We start from the raw sequence: 17,828 nt of genomic DNA, 5'->3' as shown, positions 1-17,828 counted from the left end.
TGCTGAGCGGAGCGAAGAATCTCAAAATCACTTTCGGCTAACTGTAATTGTCATTTGTCATTCATCGAAGCAAGCAAGGCCATCCCTTTGACGGTCAACACATATTTTTGACGTGGGTGGCGGGGCTTGTCAGGATAGAGCAACGTCACAAATCCATTGGCTTGTGCCGGCATGACGTAATATTCAAGCAGGTTTTTCCGATCTTTAAGATTCAACAGGTCCAAAATCTCTTTTATGCTCCGTTTGTTTTCCCCTATCACCGATACCAGCTTCTGAACATTGACATTGTCTGTATACAGTTGGTTGGTCTGACTTGTGGGGGTACTTGTGGGGGTACTTGTGGGGGTACCATCATCCATCGGTTCCTTCCATTCTTCAGGAGCATCAATTACCATGTATCGGTTGCGCAATTCATTGTTTTCTCCCAAGAGCAAGTTGCGGAAGAAGCGGACGAGGTATTTCATATCCGGTTCTACTCCTTTCACCGCATTGCGATAATTGGCACGGACCAACGCATTGCGGAAATACCACGAATAGTTGGCAAACAAGTCGTTTTCAACATAAAATCCGATGGAACGGAGGTATTTGATGGTAAACACAGCTACCGTGCGCGTATTTCCTTCGCCAAACGGATGTATTTGCCACAATCCCGATACGAATTTTGCGATATGCTCCACCATTTGGCTGTGTGCAAGTCCGGCATATACAAAGTTCCTTTCCTGCTCCAGGTCATATTCCAAAGCTCTTCTTATGTCTTCTGAATTGACGTATATCACAGTGTCGCCTTTGAGTACCCATTCCTTTTTCGTGATGTCATAATCACGAATTCTACCGGCAAACTTGAAAACACCTTCAAATAACCGGCGGTGAATAGAAGTAATGCCCACCACAGAAAAAGCAAAAGACTGTTCCCCCAACAGTTTGGCTATATGAGCAGAAACCACATCGGCCTCTTCCAGGTCGTCGTCTACGGAAGTTCTGGTCGTCTTCGACTGATAGTACGACTTGATCAGCTTTTGCGCTTCGTCAATATCAATCTCTCCCTCAATATGCTTGCGTGCCGTATCTTTCAGATATTCCGAGGGCTTCAAGCCATCGACGGCCTGAAGTCCGATCGCTGTTCGCCAGGCATAGGCTTTCTGCCGGCTGTCAGGCTCATTTTGTCTGATATATTCTTCAAAATCAGTCATGGTGCTCTGCTTAAAAATCCTACTTTTTTTAACAGCTAAGTTTATCCGATGTTTTCACAACGGGGCAATCCTTCTTTTGTATTGCTCCAAATTAGCAAGGCAAATATAGAAAAACTCGCCCGATTTCGGATGGATTTAGGAAGAATAATGTAAACTATTGGGCTTTCAGGGAGATACGCAGCATTATTCCGCATTTGTAAATGTGTGCTTTGAAGCCGTTTTTTGAATAGTTAAGCGAAAAAATTGCTACCTATCCGTTGCCCATTCCAGTTGTATGGAGTTGTTTGAAAATCCTTTCTGCTCCGACCGTAAAGAACGCAGTTTCATCATTTTGGCTTAGCGAAGGTACTTATTTTTTTTGAGATATGAAAAATATAGGTTCCGGAAGTCAATGGTGATAGCTTTGTCGATGTCTGACGATATTTTACATGCCGATGATTAACTCTGTCTCTGTTAATTTTGCAAACAATGGAACAGATTATGAATCAGACAGATGTAAAGGTTTCGTTCTACCTTAAAAAGAGCGAGGCGGATGCCAGGGGAAACTGTCCCGTGATGGCACGGCTTATTGTTGGCAAGCACTCTGAAACAGCATTCAGTGTCAAGTTTCGTGTGCCACAGTCATTGTGGTCATCCGGACGGGCGTGTGGAAAAAGTGTTGCGGCAAGAGACATAAACAACAGACTGGATGAAATACGTGCTGCCGCGCTCGGCATCTATGCGGAACAATCTGCAATCCGTGAGGATGTAACAGCAGAGGATGTAAAGCATCAACTTTTGGGGATGGCTTCGGAACAAGAAACCCTATTAAGCTATTTCAGACTTTTCATTAGAAATTTCGAGAAACGCGTTGGGATCAATCGTACGGAAAAGACATTGAGGGCTTACCGCAATTCCTACAATCATCTGGTACGTTTTTTACAGATGCAATATAAGCTGTCAGATATCCCTTTTGCCGCATTGGACCGTTCCTTCATTGAAAAATATGACTTGTATCTACGTACGGAATGTTGTCTGGCTTCAGGCACAATAGTCAATCTTACCGTCCAACTGAAAACAATTGTCGGAGAAGCTATTGCTGACGGTATAATAACAGTATTCCCGTTTGTCGGATATGAACCGGTACATCCGAAACCGGAACAGAAATATCTCACCTCCGAAGAATTGAATAGGATTATGACAACACCTCTCCATGATCAGATTCTTTATCATGTGAGAGATATGTTCCTGTTTTCCTGTTATACGGGTATTCCCTATAGCGACATGTGTCTGCTGACAAATGAAAACCTTTCTCTCGCGGAAGATGGTACCTGGTGGATCAGGAGTTCTCGCAAGAAAACCGGTGTAGATTTTGAAATACCGCTTATGGAACTGCCGTTCCATATTATTGAAAAATACCGCGATATGGCTCCTGAAGGAAAGCTTCTCCCCATGTATTCCAACAGTTCATTGAATCGTTATCTGAAACGCATCGCCGAAATTTGCGGTATAGGACGTAAGCTGGTCTTCCATGCAGCCCGTCATACCTATGCGACAGAAATTACACTTTCCCATGGCGTACCGCTTGAAACGGTCAGCAAGATGTTGGGGCACAGTCGTATTGAGACCACACAGCATTACGCAAAGGTGACAGACAATAAGATAGATACAGATACGAAAGCATTGGATAAAATAATTGCTGAGCGGTTTTCTGTAGTTATTTGACAATGGCAAAAAATAGGATTATGAAAAGAAATACTGACAATATGGAAATCAAACGTCGCAGTACATTTGCGATACTGTTTTATATAAACCGCACCAAAGTCCGTAAGGATGGAACGTGCCAGTTGCTGTGCAAGATAAGCATAGATGCCAAATGGGAACAGATAGGAACGAAAGTATCCGTCAATCCGGCCATCTGGAATCCTGAAAAAGGACGGGCTGACGGCCGCAGTGAGAATGCCATTACCGTCAACCGGGCTATTGATGATCTGACCAAAGAAATCAAGGAGCATTACAGGCGGATTAAGAACAGTCTGGGATTTATTACGGCAGAGCAGGTAAAGAATGCCGTGATGGGAGTCGGTCAGAAACCGCTAACTCTGCTGGCTCTTTTCAGAGAGCATAACGAGGAGTTTAAGAAACGTATCGGTGTGGATCGTATAAAGGAGAGTTATGATTCCTACTTACGTTCATATAAGCACCTTTCGGCTTTCGTGCAGGAAAAACGCGGCGTAGAGGATGTACTGCTACGTAGTCTTGACCGTGTGTTCTACGATGACTTTGAACTTTTTCTCAGGACGGACAGGAATTTAAGCCCGAAGAGCATGCATGAACATCTTTACAGGCTGAAGAAGATGACCATGCGGGCTGTCAGCCAGGGAACAATCCGCCGTGATCCGTATTGTCGCCTTCATCCTGAACTGCCCAAACGGAAAAGTCGTCATCTAAAGCTGGAAGATCTGAAGACACTGCTTACAACACCTGTCGAGAAGCCACAGCTTCAGTTTGTAAGGGATATGTTCATCTTCTCCACTTTTACCGGACTTGCCTATACGGATTTGAAAAAATTGAGGGTAAATGATATTACCCAATCTGAAGACGGTTCATGGTGGATCCATATCCATCGCCAGAAAACAGGAACACTGTCTTCTGTCCGATTGCTGGATATTCCGTTGAAGATAATAGAGAAATATCGGGAACAGAGAAAGGATGACAAGGTCTTCAATCTGTATAGTCGTACGTATTTCATTATGCTCGCCCACCAGTTGGGTGAAGTTTACGGATTTGAACTTACATTTCATAAGGCACGACACAATTTCGGAACCCATATAACCCTTTCATTGGGTGTTCCAATCGAGACAGTCGGCAAAATGATGGGGCATATGCGTATTGAGACCACGCAGCTTTACGCCAAAGTGACTGACAGGAAAGTGGACGAGGACATGAAACGGCTGAAAGCAGCCGGAATGGATCGGATTCCTGGTCTGTATGAAGAAGATGTTATTGTCAGGAAACGAAGAAGGAGATTCGGATACCAATTGTCCGACAACAAAGAAACGACCTTGTAAAGAGGCCGTTTCTTTTACTTTTTGCTTCATACCCATCGCTGTTCTTCCCTGCATCTTTTATAAGCGTCATCAAGAACTTTTTGTATGTCTGACTCTTTGTATAGGGCTTTTCCCTGCACAAGATAGTAAGGTATCACACCGAGGGTCCGGTATTCCTGCAAGGTACGCCGGCTTACTTTCAACAGCTTTGAAAGTTCCTCGTCCGTGAGGAAATAATCACCGTGAAATGCGGGCCTTGGAGCCGTCCGTATTGCGTCTATCATGCGCTCCATGTTTTCCAGCCCTTTGAAAATAGTATCAATCCGCTGGTCTTTTCTGTTTATAAGATCGTAACTCATGGCTTTCTTTTTTGTGGGTGATAACTTGATTCCAACAGGCTTTGTACATCTTCCGGTTTGTAGAAGAACTTGTTCTTGATCCGGGTGAAAGGCAACAGTCCTTTCTCGCGATATACCTGAAGTGTTTTCTTGGATATTCGGAGAACCCCGCATACCTCCTGATTGTCCATCCATTTTTTCAGACCCGCGTCTTTGGTCTGACTACATAGACCGATGACTTTTTTCTCAATCAGGCTGAGGCGGACAACCAATTCGTCAAAGGTCTGTTTTTCCATACATATAATTTCCATACCGTCATTTTATTAGGATTGAAGACCGAGTTCCTTTTTTATTTTCGCCGGCAGCACCTTTCCCTTTTTGTTCAGGAAGTCCTGGACTTCCGAAGCTTTGTAATAGGTACGTCCGTCAATCATGTAGTATGTGACGAGCTTCTTCTGGCGGTAGCGTGCAAGGGTACGCTTGGTAACACCAAGGAGTTCGCACATATCCTGGTTGTCAAGCAGCTTGTCACCCTCAAGGGCGGCCGTCTGCCTGTTCATGCGGTTCAGTCTGTCATCTATCCTGTCAAACCGTTCCATTATCTGATGGAGCATCATCTGGAATGTCTCCCTGTCTATCTGTATCATAATGAATTCTGTTTTTAGTGTAATAATTCCATTTTTTACACCGTGTTGCGCAACAGGTTTCATTATGATATAGGCCAAAACATGGACCAATGCAGCAATACACACCCGCATAAAAATATATCCCACTGGATTACAGTGAGATAAAAAATAGAAATTCAAAAAGACATGTTTGGGTAACGTTGCAGAAACATTGCAGTTGCGAGAAGCTATTGCAATGTTTTGCGATATATCAGGCGGCAAATACCGTTACGGAAACTTTTTGAGGAGTGCAGATTCCAGGAGCAGGAATCAAGAAAATCAGATATTCGTATTCCATGGCCGGAAATTACAGGCAGCATATAGATGACAATTTCGTCGGGAAGGTGATATACAGACAGTCTGCGTAATATTTCCGTATCTTCACGTTCGGATATTATTGCCTGGAATATAGAATCAGAGGAAGTGGTATCCTTGAAACAGATAAGATCGACCATCGGGTAGTCAGGAGCTATGGAAAATGTGCTGTGCTGTTTCCAGAGAAGGAATCCGTTCCTGTCTTCTCTTATCCATTCCATCAGCCTGTCATCATCCGGGAAGTAACCGTCGATGGTCATTGCGAATACGATCTGAACTTTTGCCATACCTCTACCTGTTATAAATAAAAGCGTGAAACTCACACATTTTCAGGTAGGGGCTCTGGTAAGCCCATTGTAGATAATGCATGAGCTCACGCTATTTTTAGGCATAGCATAAGCTGCACGCAAAAGTCTCTACAATTTGAAATTTACCAGATTCCTACCTGAGACGTCTTGCGACTTATGTATAATAGGCGACAGCCGCTTTGCGGCGTCGTCATATTTTATTTCAAAATACAGACATGGCCAATAGACCAGTCTGTTACAAAATTAGTCATTTTGCCGGAATTACAGGCAATTCACTGCAAAAAATATTCATTTCAGCCCATATTTGTTCATCTTACGGTACAATGTAGCAGGATTGATGCCGAGCAGTTCTGCCGTTTTTTTCCGGTGGCCGCCTGTGGCTTTGAGAGCCTTGATGATGGACAGTTTTTCTTCTGTCATGCCATCATAATAGACAGAATTTGCAGATACGGTATTCGTATTGATGCTGATATCCATGCACTCCGGTTCGATGACCGGTTTTTCTGTCAGCAGCACGGCCCTTTTTATCTTGTTCTGCAACTCCCTGATGTTCCCCGGCCATTCGTAGGAAAGGAGAAGCTGCTGGGCTTCTATGGAAAATCCTTCAGTATCCCTTCTCAGTTTGGTGGAAGATTCTTTCCTGAAAAATTCCGCGAGTGGCAGAATGTCTTCGGGACACTGGCGTAATGGAGGTTGCGTTATCTCAAATTCTCCCAGTCTGTGATAAAGGTCTTCACGGAAGCGTCTTTCTGCTATGGCTTTGGGAATATCCTCGTTCGTGGCCGCAACTATTCTTACATCCGCATGTCTTTCCTTGTTGTCCCCTACAGGTATGTACGTGTTTTCCTGCAAGACTCTTAAAAGGACAGACTGTACGGAATAAGGCAGCGTCCCTATTTCATCCAGAAACAGTGTCCCTCCTTTTGCAAGGTCGAAATATCCCTGTCTGGCTGTATCAGCTCCGGTGAATGCCCCTTTTGCATGGCCGAACAGAAGTGAAGCCGCGAGCTCCCCGGGAATGGCTCCGCAGTTTACCGCGACAAACGGAGCTTCATGCCTGTCGCTGTAGTTATGTATCATCCTCGCAACCGATTCCTTACCGGTACCGTTTTCCCCCAATATCAGTACCGACATATCGGATGGAGCGACCAGTTTTGCCTGTTTTTCACATTTTACGGCTTGTGCGCTTGTCCTTTTGAACAGATGCTTTTCACCGTTCCAGACAGCGGACATGTGCTTGAGGAATGTATCCACAAGTTCAAGGAGTTGTTCCCTGTGAACCGGTTTCACCAGATAGTCCTTTGCTCCGAGTTTGATCGCACGCACCGCGTCAGGATAGGAAGCGTATTCGGTCATTACCACAAATGGAATATGAATGTGTTCCCGGTTTATCCATTCAAGCAGTTCTATGCCATTTCCTTGAGGCAGTCTTACATCTGAAAGAATCAGGGCAATATTTTCGGCTTTCAGTACTCTTTTTGCCGCAGGTTCATCCATGGCGGTTGTGACAGCATAGCCGCAACGTTCAAGCCAGTCCCTTTGCAGTTGGGACAAGGCTACGTTATCTTCAACTATCAGTATTTTCCTTTTCATTTTCCTGTCTGATTAAACTGTTTATCTCATTTTCTGCTGCCGAGACAAGTCTGTCAAGGCTGGCTGTTATTTTCAAGGTCCATTCTTTCATGATCTGATCTCTGGAGCTGTCATCGTGGACAAGGTTTCTGTATTCTTGCAATTCTTCTGCAATTCCGAGCATTTCCCACATGGGAAACATCCGGTGTATTATCTCCTTTATCCGCATTTTATCCTTATTTCTTATTGCTTCCACAAGTTCTTCCTTGTTCGTTTCGGATTCTTTTACAAGCATTGTCAATACCTTGCGTTTGTTTCCGGAATCCGATATGAGCGGCCTGAAATCTATTGATTGTGATTCAGGCTTGTTCATCTTTTCCATAATAGAGGACAGGAACAGAAGCAGTTCCGGGCTTGAAAAAGGCTTATGGATACATCCGGTGAAACCAGCCTTGATGAAATTCTCCTTTTCTTCATCTCCTCTTGCAGTCATGGCAGCTATCGGAATGCTTCGTGAACTGCCAATATTGGAGTTGCGCAGCAGATTGAGCAGACTGAAGCCGTTGGTTCCCGGCATTTGTATATCTGTAAGTATCAGATCATAATCCTCTTTTCTCAAAAGACAGACCACTTCTTTTACATTTTGGCAGGCATGACAACTGACTCCATTCCTTTCCAGGATGTCGCGTGTTATTTCCATCTGGACAGGATCGTCTTCCACGACTATGATACGGTGTGGAAGTCTTTTTGCCGGATTTGGAAGCGTTGTGCATTTTTCCTCAATTGTTTCTGATGTTTCTTTCAGCGGAATACTCACCTTGAATGTACTGCCTTCTCCGATTTTGCTTTCCACGGAGATATTTCCTTTCAGTAAGGTTACGAGTCCTTTTGTAATGGAGAGGCCAAGTCCGAAACCTTCAGGACAAATCTCTACTGCTGCCCTTTCAAATGGAGAGAATATGCGTTTTAAGGTTTCTTCGCTCATGCCGATACCTGTATCCCTGACTGTTACTGTCAGAATATCGTTTCTGAATATGGCAAAGAATCCAATAGAACCGGATTCTGTAAATTTTATGGCATTGGACAGCAGGTTGCTGATTATCTGCTCTATGCGGTCCGCATCGCCGGTAACGGTAATGTCGGTTCCGATAAAGTCTCCGGATAGCATTATTCCCTTGTCGTTGGCGATGCGTCCATATTCTTTTTCGATGTCTGAAAGGAAGGTATTCAAGCGGAATGGAATTTCATTTAGAGTTTCCTTGGCCTCATTCAGGCGTGACAGGTCCAGAAGGCTGTTTACCAGCCGCATGATATGTCCAGTAGAGCTCAGGATGTTGTTCAGATAGGAATTTCGCCGTTTTCTGTCTTTGGTATCCATTGCCAGTTCTGCACTTCCCCGGATGGCATTCAGGGGTCCCCGAATGTCATGAGAGAGCGTGATGATAATCTTTTTGCGTATCTCCAGCATTTTACGGTTATGCTGGTCTGAGTCCTCAAGTTCTTTTCTCTTGCGGTGTTTTCTGTGTATATCCTTGGTTATGAATATGGATAGGAACAAGGCGCACAATAAGGCTGCTGATGATATGATACATATTGTGTCGAATGCTTCTTCCCTAAGTTCAGAAACCCTTTGATGTCGTTCTGCAGTACGCTCCAGGGCGTCTTTTTCCAATTCATTGATCAGTCTGGAGATGTTCCGGTTGAGAATATGGTTCTTATGCTCAAGAGAGTCCGCGAGTGATTCAAAAAGCCGGTTTTGCCTTTCCAGTACCTCGTACATTTCATCCCCGAACTTTCGGATGTTATGGGCGTTATCGGTTTGTCCGGCTTTTTGCTGTATTGATGTTTCTGTTTCCTTCTGTTTCCTTTTCCGGGAAAAAAGGCGGCTCAGAAAATTTTTCTTTTCAGGTTTCGTCGGTTCCGTATGTAACATTGTAGCGGAAGAAGTCATTTTTCTTTCCAGTACCGGAAGCTGACTTGAGAGGATACTGTCCATCTGTGTGAGTACGGAAGGGATATTCTTCAAAGAACGGATATGGTCATGCTTTTGATTGAGCAGGAACTCGACTGTATCAATGCGTGCCTGCTGAAGGGAGTCGGTATATACTTTTCTCAGTTCATCAAGCATGAAGAAGACCCTGTTCTCTTTTTCATTATACTCTTTTTGGTCCGATATGTCACGCAGATATGCCGATTCGTTGTCCAGAAAGAGTGAAACAAGCGCTTTGAATGTCCTGCTGGTCAGTTCCCGTTGTGCAAGCATTGCGTTCTCTTCCGCTTCTGCTTCCGCAAAAACCTTTTTTTCATGCCATAAAGCAGCGATGATTCCTATAACCAGCAGTGCCAGGATAGTGTAACCGGCAAATATTTTTATTAGCAGGGAACCCGAAGGTTTTATTGGATTTTCTTTTTTCGTTTCCATAACCTTGTATCGTGATTTTTACAAAGTTACGGAGGTGACGATGAAGTGATGTTCTGATTACTAACGGATTTTTTCTGATTTTTATCGGACTGTGTCGGCAAGCAGTTCTTTTCTTAACTGCAAGGGAGTTTTGTTAAAATTCCGTTTGCAATAGTCGGAGAAGGTTGACTCTGACTTGAAGCCGTTGTTTTCCGCTACCCGATATAACGGTATCGCCGGATTTTTCAGCATTCCTGCTATTCTCTTTTTCTTCCTTTCACGCAGCCATTGTGATACGTTCATGCCGAATTCACGCTTGAACCGTTCTCGGAATACGGTATTCGACATGTGGCATTTTTTCGCGAGCTCCTCTCCGGTCATATTTGCTGTAACCCGCAAAAGGACTGTTTCTCTGAAACCTGCTCCCTTGAAATCCGGGATATATTTTTCTGCAAGACGGAAATCGGATTCGGTCATGAAAGAATCGTTTGTTTTCATGTGCCGTTTGAATTCGCTGATGACATTTCCGGCCATAAGGTTATACAGGAAGTTCAGGTGCGGATATTCTTCTTCCGGGCTTATTGCATGAAGAATTTTAGCGCAAACCAACAGGCCGTGGGCATTACGGTTTTTGTATTGGTACATGTAGGTGTCAATTACGTAACCGAGCACTTTGTTGTTCCGACAGAAACTTGCCAGTATGTATAGCGCGGTTTCAGTCTTGTTTTCAAGCGAAGGGTCCGACTGTAGTTTTCTCAGTTTTTCTGTCAGCCATATCATGGCCGGTATGTTCTCGGACAAAGGTTTCAGGATGGTCCAAGTCCGTGGAATACGGATATCTGTCTGTCGGACAGCTTCGGCAAGTTCGAGTACCCATGCCTCCCATTGTGTCCGGAATGAGTCGTGCTTAAGAGATTCTATAAGTATGTATTCCATGATTCGTAAGTTTCTGTGCAAAAATATAATTTCCTGTATGACAGAGCAAATAATGGTTACCGAAACTTTTTGATTCTGTGCACTTTTCGTTAAATTTGCAAACGGCAGATGCCGTTGTTTTCTTAAAAGTATTATTATGGAATGGTTTGAAAAGGTCAAAGAATTCATAACCGGTTTCCCGCAGTTGCTTCAGACAAGCCCGAGGTACGGTTATCTGATAGTGGCGGCAATACTGCTGCTGTGGCTTTTGGGTATAATCTGCGGATGGAAGTGGACCTATACACGTCCGGGTAGCTGGGGCGGGAATTTCTGGCTGGATACACTCGGACCAAAGGCTTTCCGTTTCTGGCTGGGGGTGATCCTTGCCGTCGGGATAGGACTGGCTTTGTTTCTGTTCTCTATTTCTGGCAAGTAGCCGAACATTCTTTCCTCAGATGAAATCTGTAAACATAAAAAAGAGATTGAGTATGAAAACAATTCCAATTATGACCTTCTTCCTGTGTACGGCGATGTATGCCCAGGCACAGCTTAACATCGTTCCCAAGAGCGATGGACTGAAAGAGTACACGGTGACAAATGCCCTTCCCTATGACAGCCTGACGAACGTGGAGAAGCGGAGTTTCGCTTCCCTTCCGGGACAGACCCTGTACATGCACGGGGCGAAAAATGACGGGGACGGCTACTGGGATGCCTTCTACACATCCAACTTCCTTGCCGGGGATGACCGGACGGTGTACAAGGCGGTCAATATCAGTTCGACCCCCGCTAAAGAGGTGGTCGGAAAATATTACGAGGTGGTGAAGGTCTGGACCAAGACAGACTACCTGTCGGCAGGATGCTGCCTGCTGCTTCGTGAAAAAGAAAGCGGCGATGAGATGTATTATAACCCGTTCAGGTATCCGCTGAGCATGACCTGTTTAGGGTATTATGAGAAACTGAAACGCTTTGTCGGGCAGACATTCCTGTCGCTTGCCAAGGCCGTGGAGACCGAGGACGGTCAGGTCATTACCCCGGCTGAAGGTGCGGAGTACCGTTGTGTGGACGTCGGCCTGAAGATGAACAGTGACGGGGCGTTTCTGCTGATGGAGGATGCTGACGGTGTACGAGTTGAAGCATTTCCTATAGGCGGTGACGAGGTGTATGAGTTTGTAAGCACTGCACGTATCGGCCAGCTGGAAAAACGGTACGGCAAGAAATACGGGAAGCTGATTGCCTTCCGCAAGGTCGATACCGGCATGACGAGGGAAATGGTCATCTCCGCATGGGGTGAACCATACCACAAATCGGAAGTCAAAAAGGAAGGCAGGACTCTGGAGACTTTGCGCTTTTCCGACGACCGCTGTGTGGAACTGCTTGACGGGAAAGTACAGTATGTGCACGTCTATTGAATGGAGGCGCATCTTTGCCTGTAAAGTCCCAGGCGAGATTTGCGTTTATCGTTTATTAACAGACAAAAGCACCAAAAAATCAGGGAAAAATACCTATCTTGCGTAACCCTATTTAATTGAGGAAACATTGTCCAAAACAGTAATTAAAAAAGAATTGATATGGACATATACCAGAACAAGCCCAGAATCAAACTTACGCCTACCGTCAGGTATGGCAGGAAGTTCATTGAGGCAGCCTTTGATGATGACAGCCTGCGGATACCTTTGTCTAAAGAGGAAGGCATTCAACTTGTGGGCGGCAAAGCCTATTTGCCGGAAGAGCACTTTGTGCTTGCAGAGTTCTTTGACCGTTATGTAAAGATGGCTTTTATCGACTATTCCTCCATCAGGGAGCTGGGGCCCAGGAAACAGGAAGACAGTCGTCCGCCTCTTCCGGAAGGTTATCTGGAGAAATTGGAGCAGGTGCGGTATAGCGGACATACTGTCAGGGTTTATACATCCTATTTCCGGGATTTCCAGCAACATTTCAAAGGTCGTGACATCGGGACGATCACTTCCGGTGAGATAAATGACTATCTGCTTTACCTTATTCACGAGAAAAACATATCCTCTTGCCAGCAGAACCAGAGAATCAATGCCATCAAGTTTTATTATGAGAAGGTACTCGGACAGGAACGCCGATGCTACAAGGTGAGCCGTGCAAAACGGGAAAAGACACTGCCCGACGTGTTAAGCAAGGAAGAGATAAAAAAGATACTTGATGTGACAGCGAAAGACCTGCGCTTCTTCTGTGTGTTTTCCATACTTTATTCCGCCGGGTTGAGAATCAGTGAACTTTTGAATTTGAAACCCGGAGACATCAGTGAGTCACGTTTCATGATCCGGGTGCGACAGGGAAAAGGCAGGAAAGACCGCTATACCCTGCTGTCCAAACCATTGATGAAGAAGTTGGCAGAATACAATCGACTGTACAGACCGAAAGTGTGGTTCTTTGAGCGCAGGCCTGGAGAGCCTTTCACGGAAAGCATCATATCGAAACGCTTGAAGGCTGCCGCACTTGAAGCCGGCATAACGAAACGTATTTATCCTCACCTGTTACGTCATTCCTTTGCCACGCATCTACTGGAGCAAGGCACTGACATTAAGATTGTAAAGGAGCTTATGGGACATAACAACATTAAGACAACGGAAAGATATGTACATATAGCTGATACATTCAAAAGCAATATCAAAAGCCCGTTGGATGACCTGTTGACAGAAGAGTAATAGATATGATACTTAGAAAAAATAACAGCCAAATCGGCTGATAGCATAACATTACTAACATAAATTAATGAATATGATTATAAGATGTCCAAATTGTCAGAAGACTTTTAATGCAAATTATGAACAGAAGTCGTTAGTTGAATCTGCTATAAAAAAGAATATGAGATTAGTTTTCATAAAGTGCCCTGAATGCTATCAAAATGTTCCAATAAATCCAAGTGATTTGTTATCGAAAGTACCCCAAAAAGATGCAGATAAGAAAGATAATAATCAAGAGGTAATAGAATGCCCCATCTGCCATGATGGAGTTGTTTGCTATATTGATGATAAAGAAGAACAATTTTGGGGATGTGGCGAATGTGGGAATATATGGAAAACTAAAGACGATTTGGAAAAAGACATTAACAAAAAAAGGTGTTAGTAACATACGGATAAACCTCACTTAAAAGTCGGTTATCCGCCAAACATTATCTGCTTATAGCCTAAAAAAGAATGTATTAGAATGAAAATCGTACTGACAATATTGATAGGTATGTTTCTCTTTTCTGCCCCTTTTGTATCTTCGCATATTGAGACAAATAACTATCTGCATTTAAGCATCGTTTGTGGCTCAAACAAGAATGGTTATATTGATATTGACAGAGGTAATCAAAAGGTAAAATATTATTTCCCTTATAGATTTGGTAAAGGCGGTAAGGGAATGACAGACTTAAGTAATGTAGTGTTTAGCTACAGGAAAGAAACTTTAATAATGGTCTATAAAACAACCTCAGAAACTATTTTCAAGATTAGATGTAATAGAGATGAATTTGAGGTAATTAATTCATTTTTGAAAACTATAAATAAGCAGATAATAGACAGCAAACCGACTGAATAAGCGGAACGCTGCCAAACATTATGTGCAATTAAAAAACGATGTAAATATGAAAACTGAAAAAATTAGTGATGTCCTGCAAGGAATGGATGTCAATACAGAAGATGCGATTGTAACCTTATCAGATAAGGTTTGGGAGATAGGCGAATTAAGTGAAATTAAAAATCAAGTGTCCGACGCTGTATTTGCATTTCACATAGTAGCTAATGTTATAGGTATCTATAAAGGTGATGGGTGGCAAGCGATTATAGAAGAAAATACAGAATTGCTGCCTTACATATCCCATGCAATGTATGAAATTGGACTGGACAAAATTGGAGATGCAACAAAGAATATCGAACAAATTTTCCCTCTCAATATAGATGTCTTCTCTCTTGACGAAGACCAACTTTGTGAAGTTGTAAATTTCGTGCGTGGGAGCAGAGAAGGTAAGTATTTTACCATAACAATGGAAGAACTAAAAGGCTATACCTCAGAAGAAAGGAAACAAATAACAGCAAAATATTCAGAAGTATGTGAAAAATTAGAAGATGCTACTGAAAGTATGTGGGGGTATAATAGTCCTGACAATGAAGGTTGGGGAGTTGTAAGTCGATATTTGGAAAAGCACTTGCAGGACAACTTTTGGAAATAAATGCACATAACATGCACCTCAATCGCCACAAATGGCGATTAGCTGCCAAACATTAGTCGCAATTAATTAAAAACAAAAGAATATGAGCAAGAAGAATATTACTTATTTCGGTGAAGTAGATAATGAAGTAGATAATAAGGAAGAGGACTATTTTGAAGGTCATGTAATGATTTGTAACAAGGATGTCGAATTGTATTTGGACTTCTGTGCTTATGAAGGCAATCCCAATGATTGGTCGGCAGAGCTGGAAGGCTATCTTTCCAACCTTTTTAAATACAAGACAGAAATAGATAAATCCATATTAAAGGATTATGAAGATGGTGGCACAACGAATGAATATGTCCGTTGGCATCTTGATGAATGGGAAGCTATTGATGACTTGTTACCAAATGCCGATTCGACAAAAACAAAGGAAGAACAGTTTCTATCCTTGCTGATTCAGAGAGTAGAAACTATTACTTTTTATCCCGGTGATAATCACTATGCTGTTTGGGATTACATGATTGATAGTGAAAATTCAGATGAAATAGTCGTAGTACATACTGACAATAAAGGAAAAATATTAGATATTACTTGGGAAAGTTAAATATGCGACTAACAAGCACCTGTGCCACCTAACGGCGGCAAGCTGCAACCCATTATCCGCAATAAATAAAGAAAATAGATATGGAAAAAGAAAAGAAAATCGAAAAAGCTAAACAAGTATTTAGGAAAATGCTTGTTGACGAGTACGGTATAAAATCAGCCGACCAGTTTTTCTCTACCGAAGGCGAGACAATGGCTGAAATATACGAGAGTATGAAAATCGAACAAGAAAATTTCAATCTTACAGACGATGAATTGAATAGTCTTTTAGATTCAATTTTCGATTAAATGTAAATGCGGATAACGCGCAGATAAGCAACTTGTTAAAGTTGCTATCTGCATCCCATTATCGGTAAAGTTCAAAAGAATGGAAATAAAAGATATAATAACAAGCATAGGCTTTATTGGTGGACGAGATGCTATAATAATTGAACATATAAATATTATAGATTCTCGAACTATCGAAGTGTATGTTAATGTTTCGCGTAATAGCCTATGTGATTTTGTTGACAACTCTATGAGTGCTATTAATCTGAAGTTTGTATTCAATGGAGTAATGAAATTCCAGTTGTACGATTACGAAATGTTTGAAAATAATATTAAAGGTAAAGGACAAACAGTTTCCTCTATACGAGAGATTGTTAAGTCCACCTATTCCCTAAAGGGACTTCATCACATAATCATAATTGCATACGATGATGTAATGGAGCTTTTATGTACAGAATTTCATAATGAATTGATTACCGATAACAAACAGCAAACCGACTGAATAAGCGGAACGCTGCCAAACATTATATTTATAGTATGAAAAATATGAAAACAACAGAAATAAAAAACATCATCCAAAATGAACTTCCGCTTATTTTAGGAAGATTGTCAGACGAAACTATAGACAATATTTTGGTTGAAAGAGATGACAACTTTTTCAGCGAGCAATGGATGCAGGCATATAACGAAGTTGAAAAACAAAAAAAACAACAAGGAGTACCTTCTACATATAATGAAGATATAAGGAAAATTGTTTTTAATATGGTTCTTGAAATCACGAATAATGATGATTTGGCAGCATATATATCTGACGATTTTGGTCTAATTTGGGATGCTGAAAAAGTTGATATCAATAATAATTGGATTAATGTTTTATGGCAATCTTATAAGAAAGGAGAAATACCTTCAAGATAAATATAACAAGTGGCTCAACCTCCCCTTAAAGGTCGGTTAGCCACCAATTAGTAACGTGAAAAGAATTTGATTAGATGAAATTTAAGGATTTAATAGGGAATATAGAAAAAAGGCCAAGAGGCTATTTAAGAAATGAAAGTGTAACAGAACTTTACGTTTTGTTACTTGGCTTTTCTTTATCAGATCATGAGAAGGATACAGATGAAATTGACTTTTTCCAGCATTTCAATAAGTATGTAAATTCATATTATTCTTTTCAAGATACAAATTACTCATGGCCATATTTACTATTACTTAATACAGGTGGTAGTGAATGTGCTGCTTTGAATATGTTCTTCGCAATTTATCATGACTTTGTGAGTAAATATTCATCAGATTAAGAATTGGCAAAAAATCGTTACTAACAAACAGATGAAACATTTAAGGTGGTTTATCCGCCGAACATCAGTTTGATTTTTAATATGAAAGCAGAAGAATTACGAATAGCAATAAGAAATGTATTAGAACAAGGGGTTATTTCAACTTTGTCTAAATATGGATACAGCTGGAACAAATCTAAGATGTGTTTTCATCGTAAAGTAGGAGATTTCAAGCAAACGATTCTTATCAATTCCTCTGTTAATCCTCGATTCACTAATGGCATAGGCTATATAAGTTTTCATTTATTCTATAATTCGCCAAAAATTGAAAAGATGGCTTCTGTTCTGATAGATGCCAAAACAGATTTTGAGAAAGTTGGAAATGTTCTTAATATTAATTCAGGTTTTATTTCTGGAAAAGGGGCTGTATCGTTTGACTTGTTATCATTAGATGATCTTCTAAATGTATTTAATCTTGATAATATGCCATTCAAGGAAATATTAAGTTTCCTTAATGAAAGAACAACAATCCAGGATATACTTATGGATTTTGAGAATAATAAAGACTATATTTGGTGGAATTATAAATATCATTCTATCCTTATAATAATTACGATGTATTATATCACTGGTAATGAGAAAAAAGCTAAAGAACTCGCTATATCTTATTATCAAAATGATAAATGTGGAAGATGGTATAAGAATGTATTACGATATTTCGAAGAATCAAATAATTTTCAAACTAACAAACAGCAAACCGACTGAACAAGCGGAACGCTGCCAAAC

General features: G+C 41.8%; 22 protein-coding genes. 14 read left to right on the top strand and 8 right to left on the bottom strand.

The features are described 5' to 3' along the window. Nucleotides 1-50: 50 nt before the first annotated feature. Nucleotides 51-1,190 (bottom strand): Fic family protein, encoded by a 1,140-nt coding sequence (locus BQ7483_RS08145; protein ID WP_072545535.1) that lies wholly within the window; start codon nucleotides 1,188-1,190, stop codon nucleotides 51-53. Between the two features lie 480 nt (nucleotides 1,191-1,670). Between BQ7483_RS08145 and BQ7483_RS08140 the strand changes: the two genes are divergently transcribed. Both BQ7483_RS08140 and BQ7483_RS08135 read left to right on the top strand, forming a co-directional pair. Beyond that, nucleotides 1,671-2,894, top strand: a complete 1,224-nt coding sequence (locus tag BQ7483_RS08140; RefSeq protein ID WP_032944613.1) for a site-specific integrase — start codon at nucleotides 1,671-1,673, stop codon at nucleotides 2,892-2,894. 20 nt (nucleotides 2,895-2,914) lie between these two features. Further along, nucleotides 2,915-4,240 (top strand): site-specific integrase, encoded by a 1,326-nt coding sequence (locus tag BQ7483_RS08135; protein ID WP_072545534.1) that lies wholly within the window; start codon nucleotides 2,915-2,917, stop codon nucleotides 4,238-4,240. Nucleotides 4,241-4,266: 26 nt separating this feature from the next. Here BQ7483_RS08135 and BQ7483_RS08130 read toward each other — a convergent pair whose 3' ends face one another. From BQ7483_RS08130 to BQ7483_RS08100, 7 genes are all read right to left on the bottom strand, one after another. Further along, nucleotides 4,267-4,578, bottom strand: a complete 312-nt coding sequence (locus BQ7483_RS08130; RefSeq protein ID WP_022161963.1) for a helix-turn-helix domain-containing protein — start codon at nucleotides 4,576-4,578, stop codon at nucleotides 4,267-4,269. Next, complete coding sequence (locus tag BQ7483_RS08125; protein WP_022161964.1) at nucleotides 4,575-4,868, bottom strand: helix-turn-helix domain-containing protein; 294 nt, start codon at nucleotides 4,866-4,868, stop codon at nucleotides 4,575-4,577. The genes BQ7483_RS08130 and BQ7483_RS08125 overlap by 4 nt, the downstream gene beginning before the upstream one ends. A 12-nt stretch (nucleotides 4,869-4,880) precedes the next feature. After that, entirely contained in the window at nucleotides 4,881-5,204 is a 324-nt protein-coding gene (locus BQ7483_RS08120; protein ID WP_022161965.1) for a helix-turn-helix domain-containing protein, read from the bottom strand. Between the two features lie 206 nt (nucleotides 5,205-5,410). Beyond that, on the bottom strand, nucleotides 5,411-5,824 hold the full coding sequence (locus BQ7483_RS08115) for a hypothetical protein (RefSeq protein WP_072545533.1): 414 nt from the start codon (nucleotides 5,822-5,824) through the stop codon (nucleotides 5,411-5,413). Nucleotides 5,825-6,133: 309 nt separating this feature from the next. Further along, on the bottom strand, nucleotides 6,134-7,438 hold the full coding sequence (locus BQ7483_RS08110) for a sigma-54-dependent transcriptional regulator (protein ID WP_072545532.1): 1,305 nt from the start codon (nucleotides 7,436-7,438) through the stop codon (nucleotides 6,134-6,136). After that, nucleotides 7,413-9,839, bottom strand: coding sequence for a hybrid sensor histidine kinase/response regulator (locus tag BQ7483_RS08105; RefSeq protein ID WP_072545531.1), 2,427 nt, complete (start codon nucleotides 9,837-9,839; stop codon nucleotides 7,413-7,415). The genes BQ7483_RS08110 and BQ7483_RS08105 overlap by 26 nt, the downstream gene beginning before the upstream one ends. A gap of 81 nt (nucleotides 9,840-9,920) precedes the next feature. Continuing rightward, nucleotides 9,921-10,754 carry a helix-turn-helix transcriptional regulator gene (locus tag BQ7483_RS08100; protein ID WP_072545530.1) on the bottom strand — a complete coding sequence of 278 codons (834 nt, stop codon included), beginning with the start codon at nucleotides 10,752-10,754 and terminating at the stop codon, nucleotides 9,921-9,923. A 136-nt stretch (nucleotides 10,755-10,890) separates the two neighbouring features. Between BQ7483_RS08100 and BQ7483_RS08095 the strand changes: the two genes are divergently transcribed. The 12 genes from BQ7483_RS08095 to BQ7483_RS08050 all read left to right on the top strand — a co-directional run bounded on the left by BQ7483_RS08095 (nucleotide 10,891) and on the right by BQ7483_RS08050 (nucleotide 17,807). Then, nucleotides 10,891-11,169, top strand: a complete 279-nt coding sequence (locus tag BQ7483_RS08095; protein WP_072545529.1) for an immunity 17 family protein — start codon at nucleotides 10,891-10,893, stop codon at nucleotides 11,167-11,169. Nucleotides 11,170-11,221: 52 nt separating this feature from the next. Further along, a complete protein-coding gene (locus tag BQ7483_RS08090; protein WP_072545528.1) occupies nucleotides 11,222-12,142 on the top strand; it encodes a hypothetical protein in 921 nt (306 codons plus the stop codon). A 159-nt stretch (nucleotides 12,143-12,301) separates the two neighbouring features. Next, nucleotides 12,302-13,408 carry a tyrosine-type recombinase/integrase gene (locus BQ7483_RS08085; protein ID WP_072545527.1) on the top strand — a complete coding sequence of 369 codons (1,107 nt, stop codon included), beginning with the start codon at nucleotides 12,302-12,304 and terminating at the stop codon, nucleotides 13,406-13,408. A gap of 160 nt (nucleotides 13,409-13,568) precedes the next feature. Further along, a complete protein-coding gene (locus BQ7483_RS17515; RefSeq protein ID WP_139247601.1) occupies nucleotides 13,569-13,829 on the top strand; it encodes a hypothetical protein in 261 nt (86 codons plus the stop codon). A gap of 81 nt (nucleotides 13,830-13,910) precedes the next feature. After that, nucleotides 13,911-14,285, top strand: coding sequence for a hypothetical protein (locus BQ7483_RS08080; RefSeq protein WP_072545526.1), 375 nt, complete (start codon nucleotides 13,911-13,913; stop codon nucleotides 14,283-14,285). A gap of 46 nt (nucleotides 14,286-14,331) precedes the next feature. Then, entirely contained in the window at nucleotides 14,332-14,916 is a 585-nt protein-coding gene (locus BQ7483_RS08075; protein ID WP_072545525.1) for a hypothetical protein, read from the top strand. Nucleotides 14,917-14,998: 82 nt separating this feature from the next. After that, entirely contained in the window at nucleotides 14,999-15,502 is a 504-nt protein-coding gene (locus BQ7483_RS08070) for a DUF2004 domain-containing protein (RefSeq protein WP_072545524.1), read from the top strand. An 80-nt stretch (nucleotides 15,503-15,582) separates the two neighbouring features. Then, the gene (locus BQ7483_RS08065) at nucleotides 15,583-15,789 is read left to right on the top strand and encodes a hypothetical protein (protein WP_072545523.1); all 207 of its coding nucleotides are present in this window, start codon (nucleotides 15,583-15,585) and stop codon (nucleotides 15,787-15,789) included. 79 nt (nucleotides 15,790-15,868) lie between these two features. Beyond that, nucleotides 15,869-16,270, top strand: a complete 402-nt coding sequence (locus tag BQ7483_RS08060) for a hypothetical protein (RefSeq protein WP_072545522.1) — start codon at nucleotides 15,869-15,871, stop codon at nucleotides 16,268-16,270. Nucleotides 16,271-16,314: 44 nt separating this feature from the next. Continuing rightward, nucleotides 16,315-16,683, top strand: a complete 369-nt coding sequence (locus BQ7483_RS08055; protein ID WP_083535686.1) for a hypothetical protein — start codon at nucleotides 16,315-16,317, stop codon at nucleotides 16,681-16,683. Nucleotides 16,684-16,757: 74 nt separating this feature from the next. Further along, nucleotides 16,758-17,063 (top strand): hypothetical protein, encoded by a 306-nt coding sequence (locus BQ7483_RS17510; RefSeq protein WP_139247599.1) that lies wholly within the window; start codon nucleotides 16,758-16,760, stop codon nucleotides 17,061-17,063. A gap of 81 nt (nucleotides 17,064-17,144) precedes the next feature. Then, nucleotides 17,145-17,807, top strand: a complete 663-nt coding sequence (locus BQ7483_RS08050) for a hypothetical protein (protein ID WP_139247597.1) — start codon at nucleotides 17,145-17,147, stop codon at nucleotides 17,805-17,807. Nucleotides 17,808-17,828 lie beyond the last annotated feature (21 nt).

The organism is Mediterranea massiliensis, from assembly GCF_900128475.1.
Taxonomy (GTDB): Bacteria; Bacteroidota; Bacteroidia; order Bacteroidales; family Bacteroidaceae; genus Bacteroides; species Bacteroides massiliensis_E.
Note: the sequence above shows the minus strand (reverse complement) of the source record. Positions and strands in the feature narration are given on the sequence as shown.

Excerpts from the sequence above, each read along its gene's own strand:
- BQ7483_RS08145 (WP_072545535.1), bottom strand. The coding sequence starts at position 1,190 with ATGACTGATTTTGAAGAATATATCAGACAAAATGAGCCTGACAGCCGG.
- BQ7483_RS08110 (WP_072545532.1), bottom strand. The coding sequence starts at position 7,438 with ATGAAAAGGAAAATACTGATAGTTGAAGATAACGTAGCCTTGTCCCAA.
- BQ7483_RS08050 (WP_139247597.1), top strand. The coding sequence starts at position 17,145 with ATGAAAGCAGAAGAATTACGAATAGCAATAAGAAATGTATTAGAACAA.
- BQ7483_RS08065 (WP_072545523.1), top strand. The coding sequence starts at position 15,583 with ATGGAAAAAGAAAAGAAAATCGAAAAAGCTAAACAAGTATTTAGGAAA.
- BQ7483_RS08060 (WP_072545522.1), top strand. The coding sequence starts at position 15,869 with ATGGAAATAAAAGATATAATAACAAGCATAGGCTTTATTGGTGGACGA.
- BQ7483_RS08105 (WP_072545531.1), bottom strand. The coding sequence starts at position 9,839 with ATGGAAACGAAAAAAGAAAATCCAATAAAACCTTCGGGTTCCCTGCTA.
- BQ7483_RS08085 (WP_072545527.1), top strand. The coding sequence starts at position 12,302 with ATGGACATATACCAGAACAAGCCCAGAATCAAACTTACGCCTACCGTC.
- BQ7483_RS08080 (WP_072545526.1), top strand. The coding sequence starts at position 13,911 with ATGAAAATCGTACTGACAATATTGATAGGTATGTTTCTCTTTTCTGCC.
- BQ7483_RS08130 (WP_022161963.1), bottom strand. The coding sequence starts at position 4,578 with ATGAGTTACGATCTTATAAACAGAAAAGACCAGCGGATTGATACTATT.
- BQ7483_RS08070 (WP_072545524.1), top strand. The coding sequence starts at position 14,999 with ATGAGCAAGAAGAATATTACTTATTTCGGTGAAGTAGATAATGAAGTA.
- BQ7483_RS08120 (WP_022161965.1), bottom strand. The coding sequence starts at position 5,204 with ATGATACAGATAGACAGGGAGACATTCCAGATGATGCTCCATCAGATA.
- BQ7483_RS08100 (WP_072545530.1), bottom strand. The coding sequence starts at position 10,754 with ATGGAATACATACTTATAGAATCTCTTAAGCACGACTCATTCCGGACA.
- BQ7483_RS08090 (WP_072545528.1), top strand. The coding sequence starts at position 11,222 with ATGAAAACAATTCCAATTATGACCTTCTTCCTGTGTACGGCGATGTAT.
- BQ7483_RS08135 (WP_072545534.1), top strand. The coding sequence starts at position 2,915 with ATGAAAAGAAATACTGACAATATGGAAATCAAACGTCGCAGTACATTT.
- BQ7483_RS08140 (WP_032944613.1), top strand. The coding sequence starts at position 1,671 with ATGAATCAGACAGATGTAAAGGTTTCGTTCTACCTTAAAAAGAGCGAG.
- BQ7483_RS08075 (WP_072545525.1), top strand. The coding sequence starts at position 14,332 with ATGAAAACTGAAAAAATTAGTGATGTCCTGCAAGGAATGGATGTCAAT.
- BQ7483_RS08125 (WP_022161964.1), bottom strand. The coding sequence starts at position 4,868 with ATGGAAATTATATGTATGGAAAAACAGACCTTTGACGAATTGGTTGTC.
- BQ7483_RS08055 (WP_083535686.1), top strand. The coding sequence starts at position 16,315 with ATGAAAACAACAGAAATAAAAAACATCATCCAAAATGAACTTCCGCTT.
- BQ7483_RS17515 (WP_139247601.1), top strand. The coding sequence starts at position 13,569 with ATGAGATTAGTTTTCATAAAGTGCCCTGAATGCTATCAAAATGTTCCA.
- BQ7483_RS08095 (WP_072545529.1), top strand. The coding sequence starts at position 10,891 with ATGGAATGGTTTGAAAAGGTCAAAGAATTCATAACCGGTTTCCCGCAG.
- BQ7483_RS08115 (WP_072545533.1), bottom strand. The coding sequence starts at position 5,824 with ATGGCAAAAGTTCAGATCGTATTCGCAATGACCATCGACGGTTACTTC.
- BQ7483_RS17510 (WP_139247599.1), top strand. The coding sequence starts at position 16,758 with ATGAAATTTAAGGATTTAATAGGGAATATAGAAAAAAGGCCAAGAGGC.